Raw genomic sequence first — 14,602 nt, forward strand, 5'->3', positions numbered from 1 at the left:
GTCGGTTAATGAAACTGTGTTTCGCCGTGGCACTGTTTCTGTCCGGCGCTGCAGTCAAAATACGGCCCTAGTGAACATCGCGTTCAAAAGGGCCATGACTGAGCTAGTGTCTTTTTAAGAGCCGTCGGGGGTTACTTTACCTTCCTACCACCGATCGCAATGGCAGGCTTCCCGGCCAGGGAATTCGCCGTTGCCAGGACTTTCGGCTTTTCTTGCTTTGGTTTCTTAGTCTCTTTTTTACTGTTTTTACCTTTAGCCATCGAATGTCCTTCCAGTATGCAGCGATCCATTGCCGGAATGGCAATAGTACTGCTGCGGTCGTCCACTGTTGCCTATCTGGGCACACAGTGGTGTTGATCTGACGGGCTTACGAAAGCGTAACCACTTTTCCTGCGGCTTCGTCTATCGCTTTTTGCTGACCACGCGAAATAGTCGTAACTGGTGAGCCGAACATCGCATTAGCCGCTGCAAAATCTTCGGCGGTATCAATCTCGGTCCAGTTCAGACCGGTGATATCAAGCGCACTAAAAACCACGCCCTGCGTTACAAGCATTGCATAGGCAGCCTCATAGTATTGCTGCAGGTTCTCATAGCTCTCCATCATCTGGGTGAGCTGTGCGAAAAGGAGTGAACCCGTTTTGCCGCTGATCTTTTCGATCCCGATAGATTCACCCAATGCCAGCTTGGAGTCGACGGATTTCCCGACTTCGAGAACACGCATTTGATCATCAGTGATAACCTTAACCTCTTCGTCCTCAAGCGCGATGTTTCGGTCGATACACAACATGTTAGCCTGATGACTATCGACGAGTTGACGCAAAATTTTGGCATCAAACACCACGTCCGCATCGAACTTGATAAATTCAGCCGATCCAATAGCCGGAGCGGCCAGCATCAAGGAGTACCCCGTGTTCGTTTCGCGGTAACGGTCGTTGATCACATAGGTGACGCGGATGCCGCGAAAGGTTTTGTCGACGAATTTCTTGATTTCATCGGCCCTATGGCCAAGCACCAGTACGAACTGGGACAGACCGCAGCTCAGGCAGTTGCGGATCATCCGTTCCAGAATGACGGACCCGCCAACCGACAACAAGCACTTGGCGCTATTGTCTGTGAGTGGGCTAAGCCGAGAGCCGATACCGGCAGCAAGGATGACGGCCATGGGTGGGCGATTGGCTTCGTGTTTCATAGTGAAGGTATCCTAAGTTGGTCGTATTGACAGGCTATTTCTGTAAGAAGGTTTTTCGGTTCTTCCCGATATTTTGCCCCCGGAGCCAAGATTTTGAGATGCCCCAGAACAACTGGCTTGCTGCGAACACCCATAGCATTGGAATGAGTTGGTCAAAGATTAGGGCGGCCGATAGCATGAAGATAAACACACCTTCATCAAAGGCCAAAACCTTGCGTTGTTCCTTCATGAACCACTTCAAGTTTGCCCGCAGACCAAAGGCCACACCCGCCGTGGTCTCTGCCCGTTTCAGCCGCGCCATCTTGGCCGGATATTCAGGGTCCCGTGCCGTTTCTATTTCAAGAGAAATGTACTTTGCATAGCCCCGCAAACCGTAAAACGCGATGCCGATCATTGCGAGAAATATAGGGGTGGCGTTGCCTGTTTGCACATAGGCCGCATATCCGGCGGCCCCGAACCACAGAGAGACCTGCACCTGATCTGTTAGGCGGTCATAATAGCTGCCTACGGGGGATGAGACCCGTCGGTACCGCGCCATCTGTCCGTCCATACAATCGAGGATGTGGCTCACATGGATCAGGATTGCGGCCGCAATGAACCATCCGGTTCCGCCGACAATAATGCCAATTGCCGCCACGATTGCGACAACAAACGACGCCGCTGTTATCCGGTTTGGCGTGATCCAGGAAATTTCGACAGCGCCATAATTTGAAACGATGGCAAGTGGGGACGTAATGAAAGAGGACCACCATTCATCATCGGGTGTTTTAGTGGCCCAAAGCTGTGTAAGTTTGCTTGTCATGACACTACCTTCGGCCTCACTCGGTTGGGGGTTGGCAACATGACCAAGCTCGCGACTTTCGGTGTTACAGGTGCAACCAGATCAGCAGCTTCTGCCTGCAAGGTCAGCAGCACGTCTTTGAGGGAGGCGAGAAAATAGCGGATGTCGTAATCGGACAATTCCCCGATATTACCAACCTGGAAGACCTTATCAGCAAAGCAACCTTTGCCCTCGTATATGATGATGGACTTTTCGCGAAGCCGGTCTCGTAGGGCGCGCACTGATATCGACGGCGGCACCTGAACAGTTGTCAGGATAGAACACATGTCTGGCTCTTCAATCAAAAAATCGAGGTTGAGTTTACGCATGCCGACACGCAGAAGATCCGCGCGGGCTTTGATGCGCGCATAGCGTTTCAAAGTACCTTCACGCAGGATATCGGTCAGGGCCTGCTCAAGCGCAAAAAACAAGGGAACGGCGGGGGTGTTTGGGGTCTGGCTGTGATTTTTGAGAAACGCGTAAAAAGTTGCGAGGTTCAGATAGGTCGTTTTCGCTGCGTGTTGTTTTAGTCGTTTGAAGTGCTTTTTACGGCCAACGACAAATGACAGCCCTGGATATGAACCAATGGCCTTGGAGCTGGAGCTGGACACAAAAGCAATGTTGCACGCCTCCATGTCGATCACCTCGGCACCAACGGAGCTGACACCATCCACCACGAACAACGCGCCGCTGGTTTTTGCCAATGCGCCGATCTGGGCAAGCGGGTTCAACATGCCGGAACAGGTCTCGTGATGCACCATTGCCACGACATCGATCTTATGGGTCGTCAGATATGCTGCAATCTGGGGGATATCGAACCGTGCGCCCCAAGGCATTTCGATGAGGTGGGTCTGTTTGTTGTGGATGACAGACGTTTTATGCAATCGCTCGCCAAACTCACCGTTCGACAGGATTAGGATCGCGCCCTTTCCCACGACAGAAGATAGGATAGCTTCGTTGGCCGCCGTGCCGGAACCGGTAATGACAACGGCACGATAACGCGCACGGTTTCTAATCTGAAAGAGCGAGATCAGTTTTTGCTCGATACTGCCAAGAAGATTATCAAAATCGGGTTCACGATGACAGATATCCTCTTTGCAGATCGCCGCTCGCAAGGTTTGGGCCACATTCACAGGGCCGGGGGTGAAAAGCAGGTATTTGTCCAAAATCAGGTCATTCTCCAAGGACAACATGACCGAGATCATGAGGTCGCCGCGCCCATGATACGTCCGCACACGTGAGCCGTGCGGGGACATCGAGAGGGCACAAATCGAGTTAGAAAACGCAGCCATCAAGGGTGACTGTCGCGACGCCGTCCGAAAATTGAACGTTTGTATAAAATACGAGAAACGCCTGATCTCTGAAATGCGTGCGGATCAAGCGAGCATCATCCGTTGGAAAACAACGGCTTAGAAGCTATGCAGTAAAGTCGAACAAATCGGCAGGTCGCAAGATGAAAACAACACGCACTGATTGGGTGTTGGGTTTTGACCGGAAGCTTCCGGCGGCAAGATCAGATATTCTGACCCGCCACGATTGACCTTAGAAAAGCTGTCGGTCGTTTTCGTTAAGCGTCCGAAGTTTGTTCTATAAGGAACATTAGGCCCAATAGCAAGGAATGGTTTCCGACCGCCCCATTGCATCTGCCGGATTACCCGATATTGCGTTGTGAAAACTACGTCCTGTTACACCGAACATACGTGTTAACTTGGCATCGCATCTTTCTAACGCCCCGCTTGCACAGCAGGATGCGTGCGACTAACCTCAAGTTCTCATGAAAACACCCATTCAGTCTTTGGACACACCAAGAGCGCTCCTCCCATTGAGTAAACTTGTAGACCACTATGACGGCCTGCTTTGTGATATTTGGGGGGTGCTGCACAATGGCGTTGCTGCATTTGATGAGGCGGTCGATGCATTGTGCAGAGTTCGTGCCAGTGGACGCTATGTTATTCTGATCACCAACGCGCCACGTTTATCCAAAGACATATACCCTCAGCTAAAACGCCTCGGCTTCCCGCGTGAAGCTTTCGATACCATCATCACCTCTGGCGATGTCGTGAATGCACTGATTGCGCCTCACCCCGGCGCGCCCCTATATCACTTTGGCCCTGCGCGTGATCTATCCGTTCTAGAAAGCCTGAAGAATCCGGTTGTAGAATTGCCTGATGCAAAGCTGTGCCTTTTGACGGGGCCTCTGGATGACGCGATAGAAACGGCGGATATCTATCGCAGTGAACTTGTCAGAATGCGAGACAACGCGGTCTTGATGATCTGCGCAAACCCCGATCTTGTTATTCGAAGCGGCAACCGAATGGTCATTTGTGCAGGATCCATTGCGCAACTTTATTCTCAGTTAGGTGGCAAAGTTATTTTTGCAGGAAAACCTCAAGCTGCAATTTACAACGAGGCATTGAAGCGAGCGAAGGATCTTGCAGGTCAGGATTTACCAAAAGAACGGTTGCTGGCTGTGGGCGATGGGTTGTTAACAGATATCAAAGGGGCCGCTGACAACGGGTTTGACGCCTACTTTGTTGCAGGCGGCATCCATGCCAGTGAATTTGGCGAAATGAGCTCTGTTAGTGAAGCGACAAAAGCCGCCAACACGATCAAAAGCCGATACTCAAATCTTAAACTGGTTGGTATTTGTGACAAGTTACGCTGGACCTGACTCTGCGGTGTTTAGCTCACCAGCTTGGGGAATGGGACTAATTCTAAATGGCGTGTTCATATTTTTAACGTCCGTTGTCCCCAAAAGGCCATTGTTCCAGACGTTATAAAAAAACTATTTGCCTCGCAAAGTAAGCCTCCAACCACTTCATAGGCCGCATCCTCCATGAGGGCCGGCTTTGGGACAGCGGCCAACACAGCATCTCCTAAGGTTCGCTAAGCGCCGTTCCTGATTGGGCTCGATGGTTGCGTTCCAAATGATCGCTCTCATGAGCGGTTGCCTGAGTGATTGATATCTACGGGGCACACAATAAACCATTCCTGCCCCTATCTTTCCTAGCCCTGTAGCTTAAGGGAAGGTAGACCCATACGGAGAATGAACGATGACAACGTCACAGAATGTGCCGGATCTAATTGCGGCAGCGCAGGCTAAAGCAAAGTTGTCCGAAGATACAATTTCGGGTGTTCGAAGCCATTTGGAGGGGCCGTCCGGTTCCGAAACGCAAGTGGAAGAGCTTCGAGCTGCGCATGTCGCGCTTAAACGGATTGCGGTTGATGCTTTCACTCTTTTTGAGGCGCGCATGCAACACCACTTCAAGCGGGGGCCGTTTTCGCGAAAACTAAGATCAGCTCTTTTGGAGGCCGAGCACACAGACCTCGCCGATAGAATTCACAAATATTATCTAGCAATCAACGTGCTTAAACACGGAAACGGCGCGAGCTATCGGGAATTGCTAAACACGCCTACAATACTTTTTCATATAAAGCCCTCTGAAAACACCACGTCACAAGAAGAAAACGCGCCCTCAAACCTTATAGATGTTAGCTTGCCCGGCTTTTTTGACGGGCTCGCGACAACACTTCTTGAAGCTTACCAGTTTCTGGAAAAACGGTAGCTAACCGAACTCAATTTGCAAAAACAAGCATGCGGCGCACTGCAAATTCAGCAATCTCAATAGAGAAAGGTCACACATCTTATGTCTGAACCGCGCATGAAAATCGTGTTGGTCACACCCGAAATTCCGTACAATACGGGCGCAATCGGACGGACCTGCGTTGCGTTGAATCTAGAGTTGATTTTGATCAAGCCTTACGGGTTTTCCCTTGATGAGAAAGCCGTGCGGCGGGCCGGAACGGATTACTGGAAGTACGTTAACCTTAGCGAATATGACACTTGGGAAGGGTTCCTAGAGGCTCGCAAGCCATGCCGCGAAAGCCTGTACTTTTTTGAAGAAAACCGTGCCCAAACCCTTTACGATCCGGCCTATGAACAAGACGCCTATTTGGTATTCGGCTGCGAATCTGCGGGACTGTCTTTGACGATCCTTGATGGTATGGAAGACCGGACATTCAGCTTACCTATGCTTGATACACGGGTCCGATCGCTCAATTTGGCAAACGTAGCCACAGCAGTTGTCTATCAAGCTATGCGCACCCAGCTAGGCGGATGAAAGCGGCCATAGGCGACATTGTTGGCGGTGCCTGCAGAATTCCGCAGTATTTCAATTAAGCTGTCAAAAGTGCTGCGCGATACATGAATGGCAGGTCTAGCGAAGCTGCGATGCAGCAAAAAAGCCACCGGTGGGCAGCAGCTACAGGCTGCCGTTCACGAACGCAATTTCATCAATTTCCCCAAAGCGGATATCTGTCCAAACCGCAGCATACGGTACAATGGGCTCAATTTGAGCTTTCGCTGCAATATACACCAATGACTGCTGTGTGGAAAAATTCAGTGACGTTCTGCACCATGTCCACGGCCTACGTAATATCCTCATGCAATGGCCGTTGCGGTTCAATAGAGAGCATCGTATTCGTAACGCATGACAGATCATATTTCCGTTACGGCTCGCTGCCACTGCAAGGCACCCATTCCTTCGACAGGCACCCGCGCTGACCGAAAATTCTGTTAAGACAAGTGCCGCCAAGCTGACTACCGACGCCGAAAGAAGATCACCACCAATCCTGTCGAAGCATTGGTGCGTGGCAGCAACGCTGATCTCATCAAGGAAGTCTCTCGGCTGTATGCAACCGACCCTAACCTGAGCATCGCAGATGTGACGTATGGCCGTGGCGTATTCTGGAAGAGATCACCTCACCTCAACGTAACGGGTTCTGATTTGCTGACAGTTCCAGAACGGCCCTACGACTTCCGTGATCTGCCGTATCAGGATACCCGTTGTTGAAGCTGGAATCGTGACAGCAGGAGAACGAACCTCCTTGGCTGTAGCACGGTATGATCGCGCCACCCGAAAAGACGGCAGACTACGACGGTTGCATCAAGAAGACTTCGCGCAGGCCAACTCCATTTTCCCCGCCCAGAAATATGAGCAAGGCACCGTGAGCGGTTTAGATATGACCCAACTGCTTACTACGGCACGACACATGTCTGCCAAGGATGCGCTCACGCTACAGGATCAGGTGATCTTCAACATCCTCGTGGCAAACACAGACGCCCACGCCAAGAACTACTCAATGCTGCTTGATAATAGCCCCAGAATGGCACCGCTCTACGATGTATCAACTGTGCTGCACTGGGATCACGTCAATCAATATCACGCCCAAAAACTCGGTGGCCGCAAACGTAAGCCGAGCGACATGGCCCGTCGCCACTGGGACCGCATCGCCGAGGCCGCAGGGTTCAACCCCGCAGGTTTAAGATCGCGGGTGCAGGAACTGGTTGACGCAATGGTAGGTGCCCGTGTGGAAGCCGTTCATGTGGTCAGCGCCCAGCGCGGTGCAGAACCGAATATGGTCGAACATGTGGCAAAGCTGGTGGAAGAGAACGCATTGCGGATCGCTGGGCGGCTGGATGATCCTAAGAACAAGGTTTAAGACAGGCAGCATTTAGAACCGAATTTTGTAACGTAAGCTTCGGGAAACAGGAGTCCGATACGTGCCCCCAATGCACGTTGGAAAGCACGTTCATCCACTCTCAAATTTTCTTACATGATCGTAATATAAAATGGGGCATGCTCCAGCCAAAGAACCTCTACCGCAAGCGTTCTGTGACGGCCTAAGCGCCAAAAACTTCGTATATGGAGTGATTTTCAAAACTTTGCTATACTAAACTGTCAGAAGATAAACCTTACAGATAGGATAAGTTAAAGTGATCACTGGTTTGAAGCTAGCAGCTACGAATGGCCTATCTTTACGGTCGTTGAAGGTTGCCATCGTGGTTGGCACTGCGCTAAACCTCATCAACCAGTACGATGCGGTTTTTGGCGATAGTAACTTTAGTATGCTGAAGGCGGCTTTGACATATTGTGTGCCCTTTTGCGTCGCAACATACGGCGCTGTAATGGCGATGGAAGCAACGGAATCTTGAGATGCAGGACAAAAACTTGATAAAGATCGGCGATCTTGCACGGAGCAGCAACCTAAGCGAACGATCACTTCGCCATTATGAAGAGTTGGGAATTATCACCCCTAGCCGAACCAAAGGCGGCACCCGGGCATACACACAGCAAGATATCGCTGTCGCAAAGCTCGTCCAGCGCATGCGTGACATCGGGATATCCCTCGACCAGATATCGTCAATTGCGACCGCACGGGCCGAGCACGAGACAGGGGCCAAATCCGCCAAGGCGGTGCGCCGGCAACTTTTGGCACTGTCCAATAACCTGATGAAAATGGCGCGTATGGCCATTGAATTGGAAAGTGAAGTTACCGAGGTCATCATGGCCGTTGATGAGTGCCTGTCGTGTGAGAACAAAGCGTCAAACACCGGGTGCCCGACCTGCCCGATGAACGAGGTTTCCAAAGAGTCATCGCTTGCGGACCTCATCTGGCGAGACTAAATCGCCAGATCAATTACCCCCACCCGGCGTTGGGGATAGCTTACGTGTCCGAACTTGGTACGGTGTTTTCCCATATTCATCCCGAAACGCTTTTGAGAGCGTATTCGACGATGAAAACCCCGTCGCCAATGCAATTTCCAATATGTCCAAAGGTGTCTCTTCGATGAGTGTCCGCGCTCGCTTCAAGCGCAGGCTTTTGTAGAACTTTGCAGGCGTCGCGCCCATGTTGGGCTTGAAAATCCGTTCAAGTTGGCGAGTTGAAATGCCGACGCACTCTGCTATTTCCTCCACCGATTTGGGCTCTTCTATGCCTTGCTCCATGAGCTTTATTGCCCGACTGAGTTTGCTATCAAAACATGGGTAAACATCTGCGATTGAGTTCGGCTGATCCGCCCGACAATTTCGAATAGATGGCAAAACAAGGTGGTTTCCGACTTCTGTCATTTCGTAAGCCGTTAGAAAGCCGCTGAGAAGTTCAATCACAAGCTCAGATGTTGAGCCAGCACCGGCAGACGTAATAATGTTCCCGTTTCGCTCCGACAACCGATTGGAAATCTCGCAACGATAGCCCCCCTCTCGCAGCGCGGCGTGGTCGCTCCAATGCGTGGTGACGGCTCCACTCTGCAGGTTGCTCGCCTTGATATAGGCAGTGGCTGCTGATGATAAGAGAGCCACAGTCCGGCCAACGCGATCCATACTGCGAAGTCGCGGCAACCAATCTTGCGGATGATGGTTAAGCCCTCCAACAACGATCATGTGATCGGACAGATTGTGATCGGGAATAACAGGCGCTGCCCTGACAATTTGCCCGCCCGCCCCAGTTACAAAGCCTGGCGTGTTCGAGACAAAGCTCCACTTGCACCGCGTTTCGCCGACAACATGATTGATCACTTCAAGGGTGTGAGTGATCGCTGACACTTCAAAGTCGGAAAACCCGCTTTGCACATAAATCTCAAAGCTCAGTTCCGCCGGAAAATTATGGCCAGACAACTCCTGTTTTTCTTGTGAATGAGCATGCATCATAAAAGTATCAAACCTCGGGATATTGTTGGCGGTTAACGAACTTGAAGGCGCGACCCACCACAGGCCAACTGACTTCAAACCGCGTGTCTAAATGCCCCTTTTTCTGGACAACTCGTGGCGGTAACGTGCCTGCCGATTTCGCAAACCTAGATGCACTCAACCCACGGATATGCCGTTCAAGATCATCGTAGGTCATCTGCTTTTGCATCCGCGCTTTGGGCAGCGACAAAGGTCGTCCCGCAAATTCCAGATCACTATATCCGCCGACAACCCAATCTCTTTCGGGCTCCCAGTAAGGCTCCAATGCCTCAAAAACCGGGGCGTATTCAGCAGCCACGGCTTCTGGAAGTTGCATCTCGCCCCATGCAAGAGCGGCAAACACACCTCCCGGGCGCAAGATACGGCTGGCTTCCTTCACATGCTCTTTTACATCAAAATGTTGGAGCGCTTGCATTGATATCACCATGTCCACCGAGTGGTCTTCAAACGGAAGCGTCTCAGCCGGACACGACAAATAGTTGAACCTCGCCTTCTTCGCAGCAGTAATAGAACTGCGCGGCGGCTTCAAGTCAGTTGCAGTAACAGTGTGGAAGCGCGGCGCGAGAAAGGCGGAAATCTCAGCATCACCCGCACCGCATTCCACACAATGCAAAGGTGTGCCGCATTGAGTTGCAAGCCAGCCGATCAAATCGGCTGGCCCAAAGGTTATCATCGGCCTCATATCCTCTAGCCGACAGATTCCAAGAATTTGGCAAGTTCGCCGTCATGCATATTGTGCGAAAGGTCGGGGTTAGGGAACTGGCCACCGGTTGCCGCTTTGTAGTAGGCAGCGTAGGCTTTCTGCATTTCCCCCCAGACATCCCCGTAAACTTCACGCTTGGGCGGGATCGGAAAGACCGAACACCCGATGATATCGCTGGATACGTGGAAAATACCGTGCGCGTGAGGGCCCGAACCGAGACTTGCAACGGCAACAGGCAGGTTTTCGTAGCAATATTTAGTTAGTTCGACCGAAGTATGCTCAAACAATGCAGCAAAGATACCTGCATCAATTGACGCATGCACAAGCTCCAAAATGGCCTTGGCTTCTTCTGCTGTCCGTCCAGCGGGTGCGTGACCAGAGTTCATTACAGCCCGTTCACCTTGAACACCAAAGTGCCCGACGACAGGTATGCCAGCGGCCACAATAGCGCGGATATGCTCAACCGTGCCCATCGACGGCTCGATGTGAACGCCGTCAGCGCCCAACTTCACCACTTTGGCAGCATTGCGAACGGATTCTTCGATTGAAATACTTGCCGTCGTATTTGGCATGTTACAGATGATGAACGGTGACGTAGCGCCCCGAAGCACACCCTCAAGCATGTAAAGCTGCTCTTCGAAATCTACGGTCGCCATAGATTTGTGCCCCATCAGCCCCATAGGCCCCGGACTACCACAACACAAAAGGTCCATTCCGAGTTCTTCTGCCATGATAGCACTTGGCGTGTCGTGACACTCCATGCCTATGATACGTTCACCCTTTTGAACTTTTTCCGCCAGATGCTTCAAGCGCGTTTTTCTTCTTTTAGCCATGTTTTCCTCCCAGAATTAGCTGACTGCGACCTCCTGCCGCACCCCATTACCTCACATCAATGTCAGATAAGCAAGAAAAATGACCTACAATCTTGCGCAACGGCCATTAACAATCTGATCTGTATGTTAATTTATCCAGAGGTAAGCGCAATTTTGGGCTACTCTCGATGTGTCATGAGCATTTTCGGCAGTAGCTTGCGATAAAAACCACCCCACCTGACGACAACTCACATCACAAGCAGTGCATAATTGGAGTACTGCCAAAAGGGTATTGCGAGCCATAGATGCCGCGTCTCTCAGTCAGGCTAAGCCAACGATAGCCTGGGCGCACCCGCAAATATGATGTGCCAAATCGTTGCCAAATTTGCCAAAAAACTTGGCCCCCCCCCAAATTCACCCCCGTTTGAGGCACATTGCTTGCCTTAACCACGAGAATTAATTAAATAATTTCAACTACTTAAAAAACAACCAATCAGACCAAAAGATTGCCAAGGTTAGGGTCGGGCGTTCGAATAGCCTCGCCCGCTCCAATTTGGCCACAGACCCCATGTGGAAAATGAACAAGGTCGCCTTCAGGGCGGCTTTTTTCATTTCTGCCCCTGAAATAACGCCTTTGGTTGCCTCGGTGCGCAATTCTAGTTTTCGCCCGTTCACCAGTCAGGCAGGGCTCAAACTTCCGGCTTTGACGGCATGCAAATATTCCTCGCCCCATTGGCTGATTGCTTCGACAACCGGCGCGGTGCTCTTTCCGATTTCGGTTAAAGAATACCCGACCTTCGGCGGAACTGTCGCATAGGGAACACGGCTCAATGTCCCACGCGCCAAGAGCACGTATGACCGCGACAACTGCAGCAATGAGCGTCTATGACAACCGCTATCACTTCATGTTCGAGATCGCAGATGGCCGTATCAAGCGCATGAAAAAGCGCGCGCCGCCTTGCGCCTTAAAACGCCCTAAACGTCAGCGTCGTCAGCGAGCGCTCAATACCCTCGATGTCGAGCAGCTGATCGTTGATAAACATGCCCACATCAGTGTCCTGCGGAACATAGATCTTCAGCAACAAATCCCAGTCACCGCTGGTTGAAAACAGCTCCGAGTGCATTTCCTTAAGCACAATTGCCTCCGCAACCTTATAGGTCGTTCCGGGCTTGCACCGAAGTTGCACAAATACACAATCAGCCATGCTCGGCTCTCCTTTTAGGTTGTTGCCAACAGAGTGCCACGCAGGCGCAACAGGCGCAACGGCTCTTGTGCATGCCCCCTTGGCCCGCCCGCCTTGCCGCCGTATAAGCGCCCCAACACAAAGGACAGCCCATGCGCACAGCGACCGTAACCCGCGATACCAACGAGACAAAAATCACTGCCGAGCTCAACCTCGACGGCACTGGAACCTATAACAACCAGACAGGTATCGGCTTCTTTGACCACATGCTTGATCAACTTGCCCGTCACGCGATGATCGACATGAAAGTGCGTTGCGAAGGTGACTTGCACATCGACGATCACCACTCCGTCGAAGATGTCGGCATCGCCCTTGGGCAGGCGTTGGCAAAGGCCGTAGGCGACAAGGCAGGCATCACCCGCTACGGAAGCTGCCTTCTGCCGATGGATGACGCCCTCGTGCGTGCGGCGCTCGATATTTCGGGTCGCCCGTTCCTGATTTTCAATGTAGATATGCCAACCGCCAAAATCGGCACATTTGACACCGAGTTGGTGCGCGAGTTCTTCCAAGCATTCAGCACCCACGCAGGCCTCACCCTGCATGTCGACGCATTGCACGGCTACAACTCACACCACATCGCCGAAGCGGCCTTCAAATCCGTCGCCCGTGCCCTGCGCATGGCCCTTGAAGCCGACCCGCGTGCAGCAGGTGCCATTCCTTCGACCAAGGGAACCCTCTGATGCGAACTGTCATTGTCGACTACGACAGCGGCAACTTGCACTCGGCCCAAAAAGCCTTTGAGCGTATGGCAAACGAGGCCAACGCAGGACAAGTCGTGGTTACATCCGACCCTGCTGTCGTGCTCAAAGCCGACCGTGTCGTGCTCCCCGGTGACGGTGCCTACCCCGCCTGCCACGCGGCTCTGCATGATCACAAAGGTATCTTTGAGGCCATTCAAGAAGTGGTCGTCAGCAAAGCCCGTCCTTTCATGGGCATCTGCATCGGCATGCAAATGCTCGCCACGCGCGGGCTCGAGTATACCGAGACACCGGGTTTCGACTGGATCAAAGGCGAAGTGCGCAAGATTACCCCGTCCGATCCTGCCCTACGTGTGCCGCACATGGGCTGGAACGCTCTTAACATCGAGCACCCTCACCCGGTTTTTGACGGAATCGAGCAGGGAAAGCACTGCTACTTCGTGCACTCCTACCACTTTGTCGCCGACACCCCACAAGAGCGCCTCGCCAGCACTGATCATGGCGGGCCAATTACTGCAGTGGTTGGACGCGACAATATGATTGGCGTGCAATTCCACCCCGAGAAAAGTCAGGCCACAGGGCTGAGGATGATCTCGAATTTTCTGAACTGGGCGCCTTGACTACTTAACGCGCGTCCACGACTGCTTGCCGCAAACCGCGCCAGCGCAGCCGCTCAACTTCATGCTTGATCCAGACACCACAATTGTTGAGTTCACCTTGCGATTATACTTTGGGATCAACACGCTACCTTCGTAGGTGCCGGTTTTGGTTTCGACCAAATCAAACAGAATTTGCCTGCCAACATTCGGTGTCACCACCTCGTTTGACTGCGCGTCAAAAGCCTTGGTGATCGTCCCGCAAAGGGCAGCTCCACAAGGCGTAACACTAACAATACCAATCTGGCCTTTGCCGTCAGGTTCCGTCTGCCAAAGGCCCTTAGCGCTGTTGGCTTGTGCGGCCAAAGGCAAAGCTAGGGCCACGACAATAGCAATACCAAGTATATGCCGCATCATTCTGCTCCTGCATCGGGCCCAAAGCACCATGTTTTGGGCCACATATGTAGAATATAGCCTTGCTTGTGACGAATGATTTGAAAAAACTTAGAGCAGAACCCTGCCTCGGCGCCTTTTGGCTTAATTGACCTTCGTCCATTTCTGGCTTGCACAGAGCAGCCCGCCGGCGACGCAGCCTTTGAGCGTTAGCTTCTTGCCACTCACCTGCATTTTGCCGATGTAGATCTTGTCATTTGAAGGACGCCATACCTTGCCGGCATACGAGCCACCGCCCGAGGGCTTCATTGACCGAACGATCTGTTTGCCTTTGTTCGGTGAATTGTACTCGCCATTGCCGTTAAATGTTTTGACGATTGTGCCACAGATGTTGCTTCCGCAAGGCGCCATACTGACATGGGCATATGAGCCGTCATCAACTTCGGTTTTCCACATGCCGACAGCCGGGTCAGCAAGCGCAGCACCCGCCGCAAACACACCCAGGACCGCAGTCAAAATCACACACTTCATAACAAATCTCCCTTTTGTTACCCGCATAAGGCCGTGTCAGTGGCCGCTACGTCAAGTCTAACCTCAGGTCACGTTGCATTCCCTGCG

At 52.1% G+C, this 14,602-nt stretch carries 20 protein-coding genes; 9 read left to right on the forward strand and 11 right to left on the reverse strand.

All coding sequences use genetic code 11. The features are described from left to right. Positions 1-131: 131 nt before the first annotated feature. The 4 genes from KO498_RS18365 to KO498_RS15885 all read right to left on the reverse strand — a co-directional run bounded on the left by KO498_RS18365 (position 132) and on the right by KO498_RS15885 (position 3,301). Positions 132-260, reverse strand: coding sequence for a hypothetical protein (locus tag KO498_RS18365; RefSeq protein ID WP_289847847.1), 129 nt, complete (start codon positions 258-260; stop codon positions 132-134). 107 nt (positions 261-367) lie between these two features. Next, on the reverse strand, positions 368-1,189 hold the full coding sequence (locus KO498_RS15875) for an NTP transferase domain-containing protein (protein WP_215960905.1): 822 nt from the start codon (positions 1,187-1,189) through the stop codon (positions 368-370). 34 nt (positions 1,190-1,223) lie between these two features. Continuing rightward, on the reverse strand, positions 1,224-1,991 hold the full coding sequence (locus KO498_RS15880; protein WP_215960906.1) for a CDP-alcohol phosphatidyltransferase family protein: 768 nt from the start codon (positions 1,989-1,991) through the stop codon (positions 1,224-1,226). Further along, positions 1,988-3,301: a pyridoxal-phosphate-dependent aminotransferase family protein gene (locus KO498_RS15885; RefSeq protein ID WP_252731501.1), complete on the reverse strand. Its 1,314-nt coding sequence runs from the start codon at positions 3,299-3,301 to the stop codon at positions 1,988-1,990. Before KO498_RS15885 ends, KO498_RS15880 begins: the two co-directional genes overlap by 4 nt. A gap of 530 nt (positions 3,302-3,831) precedes the next feature. Here KO498_RS15885 and KO498_RS15890 point away from each other — a divergent pair. The 7 genes from KO498_RS15890 (at position 3,832) to KO498_RS15920 (ending at position 8,476) form a co-directional block, all read left to right on the forward strand. After that, entirely contained in the window at positions 3,832-4,680 is an 849-nt protein-coding gene (locus tag KO498_RS15890; protein ID WP_215960907.1) for a TIGR01459 family HAD-type hydrolase, read from the forward strand. A 382-nt stretch (positions 4,681-5,062) separates the two neighbouring features. Further along, complete coding sequence (locus tag KO498_RS15895) at positions 5,063-5,575, forward strand: hypothetical protein (protein WP_215960908.1); 513 nt, start codon at positions 5,063-5,065, stop codon at positions 5,573-5,575. An 81-nt stretch (positions 5,576-5,656) separates the two neighbouring features. Next, positions 5,657-6,130, forward strand: a complete 474-nt coding sequence (locus KO498_RS15900; protein ID WP_215960909.1) for a tRNA (cytidine(34)-2'-O)-methyltransferase — start codon at positions 5,657-5,659, stop codon at positions 6,128-6,130. A gap of 525 nt (positions 6,131-6,655) precedes the next feature. Continuing rightward, complete coding sequence (locus tag KO498_RS15905) at positions 6,656-6,862, forward strand: hypothetical protein (RefSeq protein WP_215960910.1); 207 nt, start codon at positions 6,656-6,658, stop codon at positions 6,860-6,862. Between the two features lie 10 nt (positions 6,863-6,872). Beyond that, complete coding sequence (locus KO498_RS15910; RefSeq protein WP_215960911.1) at positions 6,873-7,511, forward strand: HipA domain-containing protein; 639 nt, start codon at positions 6,873-6,875, stop codon at positions 7,509-7,511. Between the two features lie 274 nt (positions 7,512-7,785). Further along, positions 7,786-8,004 (forward strand): nitrate/nitrite transporter NrtS, encoded by a 219-nt coding sequence (gene nrtS, locus KO498_RS18430; protein WP_215960912.1) that lies wholly within the window; start codon positions 7,786-7,788, stop codon positions 8,002-8,004. 1 nt (position 8,005) lies between these two features. Continuing rightward, positions 8,006-8,476, forward strand: coding sequence for a MerR family transcriptional regulator (locus tag KO498_RS15920; protein ID WP_215960913.1), 471 nt, complete (start codon positions 8,006-8,008; stop codon positions 8,474-8,476). 9 nt (positions 8,477-8,485) lie between these two features. On the opposite strand, the gene KO498_RS15925 is transcribed toward KO498_RS15920, so the two are convergent. The 5 genes from KO498_RS15925 to KO498_RS15945 all read right to left on the reverse strand — a co-directional run bounded on the left by KO498_RS15925 (position 8,486) and on the right by KO498_RS15945 (position 12,258). After that, a complete protein-coding gene (locus KO498_RS15925) occupies positions 8,486-9,577 on the reverse strand; it encodes a GlxA family transcriptional regulator (RefSeq protein ID WP_215960914.1) in 1,092 nt (363 codons plus the stop codon). Then, positions 9,507-10,211: a class I SAM-dependent methyltransferase gene (locus KO498_RS15930; RefSeq protein ID WP_215960915.1), complete on the reverse strand. Its 705-nt coding sequence runs from the start codon at positions 10,209-10,211 to the stop codon at positions 9,507-9,509. Before KO498_RS15930 ends, KO498_RS15925 begins: the two co-directional genes overlap by 71 nt. Positions 10,212-10,225: 14 nt before the next feature. Then, complete coding sequence (locus KO498_RS15935; protein ID WP_215960916.1) at positions 10,226-11,074, reverse strand: 3-methyl-2-oxobutanoate hydroxymethyltransferase; 849 nt, start codon at positions 11,072-11,074, stop codon at positions 10,226-10,228. Positions 11,075-11,731: 657 nt separating this feature from the next. Further along, positions 11,732-11,905, reverse strand: a complete 174-nt coding sequence (locus tag KO498_RS18435) for a winged helix-turn-helix transcriptional regulator (RefSeq protein ID WP_354667681.1) — start codon at positions 11,903-11,905, stop codon at positions 11,732-11,734. Positions 11,906-12,018: 113 nt separating this feature from the next. Further along, positions 12,019-12,258 carry an Lrp/AsnC ligand binding domain-containing protein gene (locus KO498_RS15945; RefSeq protein ID WP_215960918.1) on the reverse strand — a complete coding sequence of 80 codons (240 nt, stop codon included), beginning with the start codon at positions 12,256-12,258 and terminating at the stop codon, positions 12,019-12,021. A gap of 131 nt (positions 12,259-12,389) precedes the next feature. Here KO498_RS15945 and hisB point away from each other — a divergent pair, with 131 nt between their 5' ends. Further along, positions 12,390-12,977: an imidazoleglycerol-phosphate dehydratase HisB gene (gene hisB / locus KO498_RS15950; protein WP_215960919.1), complete on the forward strand. Its 588-nt coding sequence runs from the start codon at positions 12,390-12,392 to the stop codon at positions 12,975-12,977. Further along, positions 12,977-13,615 (forward strand): imidazole glycerol phosphate synthase subunit HisH, encoded by a 639-nt coding sequence (hisH, locus tag KO498_RS15955; RefSeq protein ID WP_215960920.1) that lies wholly within the window; start codon positions 12,977-12,979, stop codon positions 13,613-13,615. The genes hisB and hisH overlap by 1 nt, the downstream gene beginning before the upstream one ends. Here hisH and KO498_RS15960 read toward each other — a convergent pair whose 3' ends face one another. Together KO498_RS15960 and KO498_RS15965 are read right to left on the reverse strand one after the other, a co-directional pair. Further along, on the reverse strand, positions 13,616-14,005 hold the full coding sequence (locus KO498_RS15960; RefSeq protein WP_215960921.1) for a DUF2147 domain-containing protein: 390 nt from the start codon (positions 14,003-14,005) through the stop codon (positions 13,616-13,618). A 123-nt stretch (positions 14,006-14,128) separates the two neighbouring features. Continuing rightward, entirely contained in the window at positions 14,129-14,515 is a 387-nt protein-coding gene (locus KO498_RS15965) for a DUF2147 domain-containing protein (RefSeq protein ID WP_215960922.1), read from the reverse strand. Between the last annotated feature and the right edge of the window lie 87 nt (positions 14,516-14,602).

Source organism: Lentibacter algarum, assembly GCF_018860975.1.
Lineage (GTDB): Bacteria > Pseudomonadota > Alphaproteobacteria > Rhodobacterales > Rhodobacteraceae > Lentibacter > Lentibacter algarum_A.

What these genes read in the sequence shown, in the direction of transcription:
- hisB (WP_215960919.1), top strand. Translation starts at nt 12,390, where the DNA reads ATGCGCACAGCGACCGTAACCCGCGATACCAACGAGACAAAAATCACT.
- KO498_RS15885 (WP_252731501.1), bottom strand. Translation starts at nt 3,301, where the DNA reads ATGGCTGCGTTTTCTAACTCGATTTGTGCCCTCTCGATGTCCCCGCAC.
- KO498_RS15930 (WP_215960915.1), bottom strand. Translation starts at nt 10,211, where the DNA reads ATGATAACCTTTGGGCCAGCCGATTTGATCGGCTGGCTTGCAACTCAA.
- KO498_RS15960 (WP_215960921.1), bottom strand. Translation starts at nt 14,005, where the DNA reads ATGCGGCATATACTTGGTATTGCTATTGTCGTGGCCCTAGCTTTGCCT.
- KO498_RS18365 (WP_289847847.1), bottom strand. Translation starts at nt 260, where the DNA reads ATGGCTAAAGGTAAAAACAGTAAAAAAGAGACTAAGAAACCAAAGCAA.
- KO498_RS15880 (WP_215960906.1), bottom strand. Translation starts at nt 1,991, where the DNA reads ATGACAAGCAAACTTACACAGCTTTGGGCCACTAAAACACCCGATGAT.
- KO498_RS15945 (WP_215960918.1), bottom strand. Translation starts at nt 12,258, where the DNA reads ATGGCTGATTGTGTATTTGTGCAACTTCGGTGCAAGCCCGGAACGACC.
- KO498_RS15965 (WP_215960922.1), bottom strand. Translation starts at nt 14,515, where the DNA reads ATGAAGTGTGTGATTTTGACTGCGGTCCTGGGTGTGTTTGCGGCGGGT.
- KO498_RS15895 (WP_215960908.1), top strand. Translation starts at nt 5,063, where the DNA reads ATGACAACGTCACAGAATGTGCCGGATCTAATTGCGGCAGCGCAGGCT.
- KO498_RS15920 (WP_215960913.1), top strand. Translation starts at nt 8,006, where the DNA reads ATGCAGGACAAAAACTTGATAAAGATCGGCGATCTTGCACGGAGCAGC.
- hisH (WP_215960920.1), top strand. Translation starts at nt 12,977, where the DNA reads ATGCGAACTGTCATTGTCGACTACGACAGCGGCAACTTGCACTCGGCC.
- KO498_RS15935 (WP_215960916.1), bottom strand. Translation starts at nt 11,074, where the DNA reads ATGGCTAAAAGAAGAAAAACGCGCTTGAAGCATCTGGCGGAAAAAGTT.
- KO498_RS15900 (WP_215960909.1), top strand. Translation starts at nt 5,657, where the DNA reads ATGTCTGAACCGCGCATGAAAATCGTGTTGGTCACACCCGAAATTCCG.
- KO498_RS15875 (WP_215960905.1), bottom strand. Translation starts at nt 1,189, where the DNA reads ATGAAACACGAAGCCAATCGCCCACCCATGGCCGTCATCCTTGCTGCC.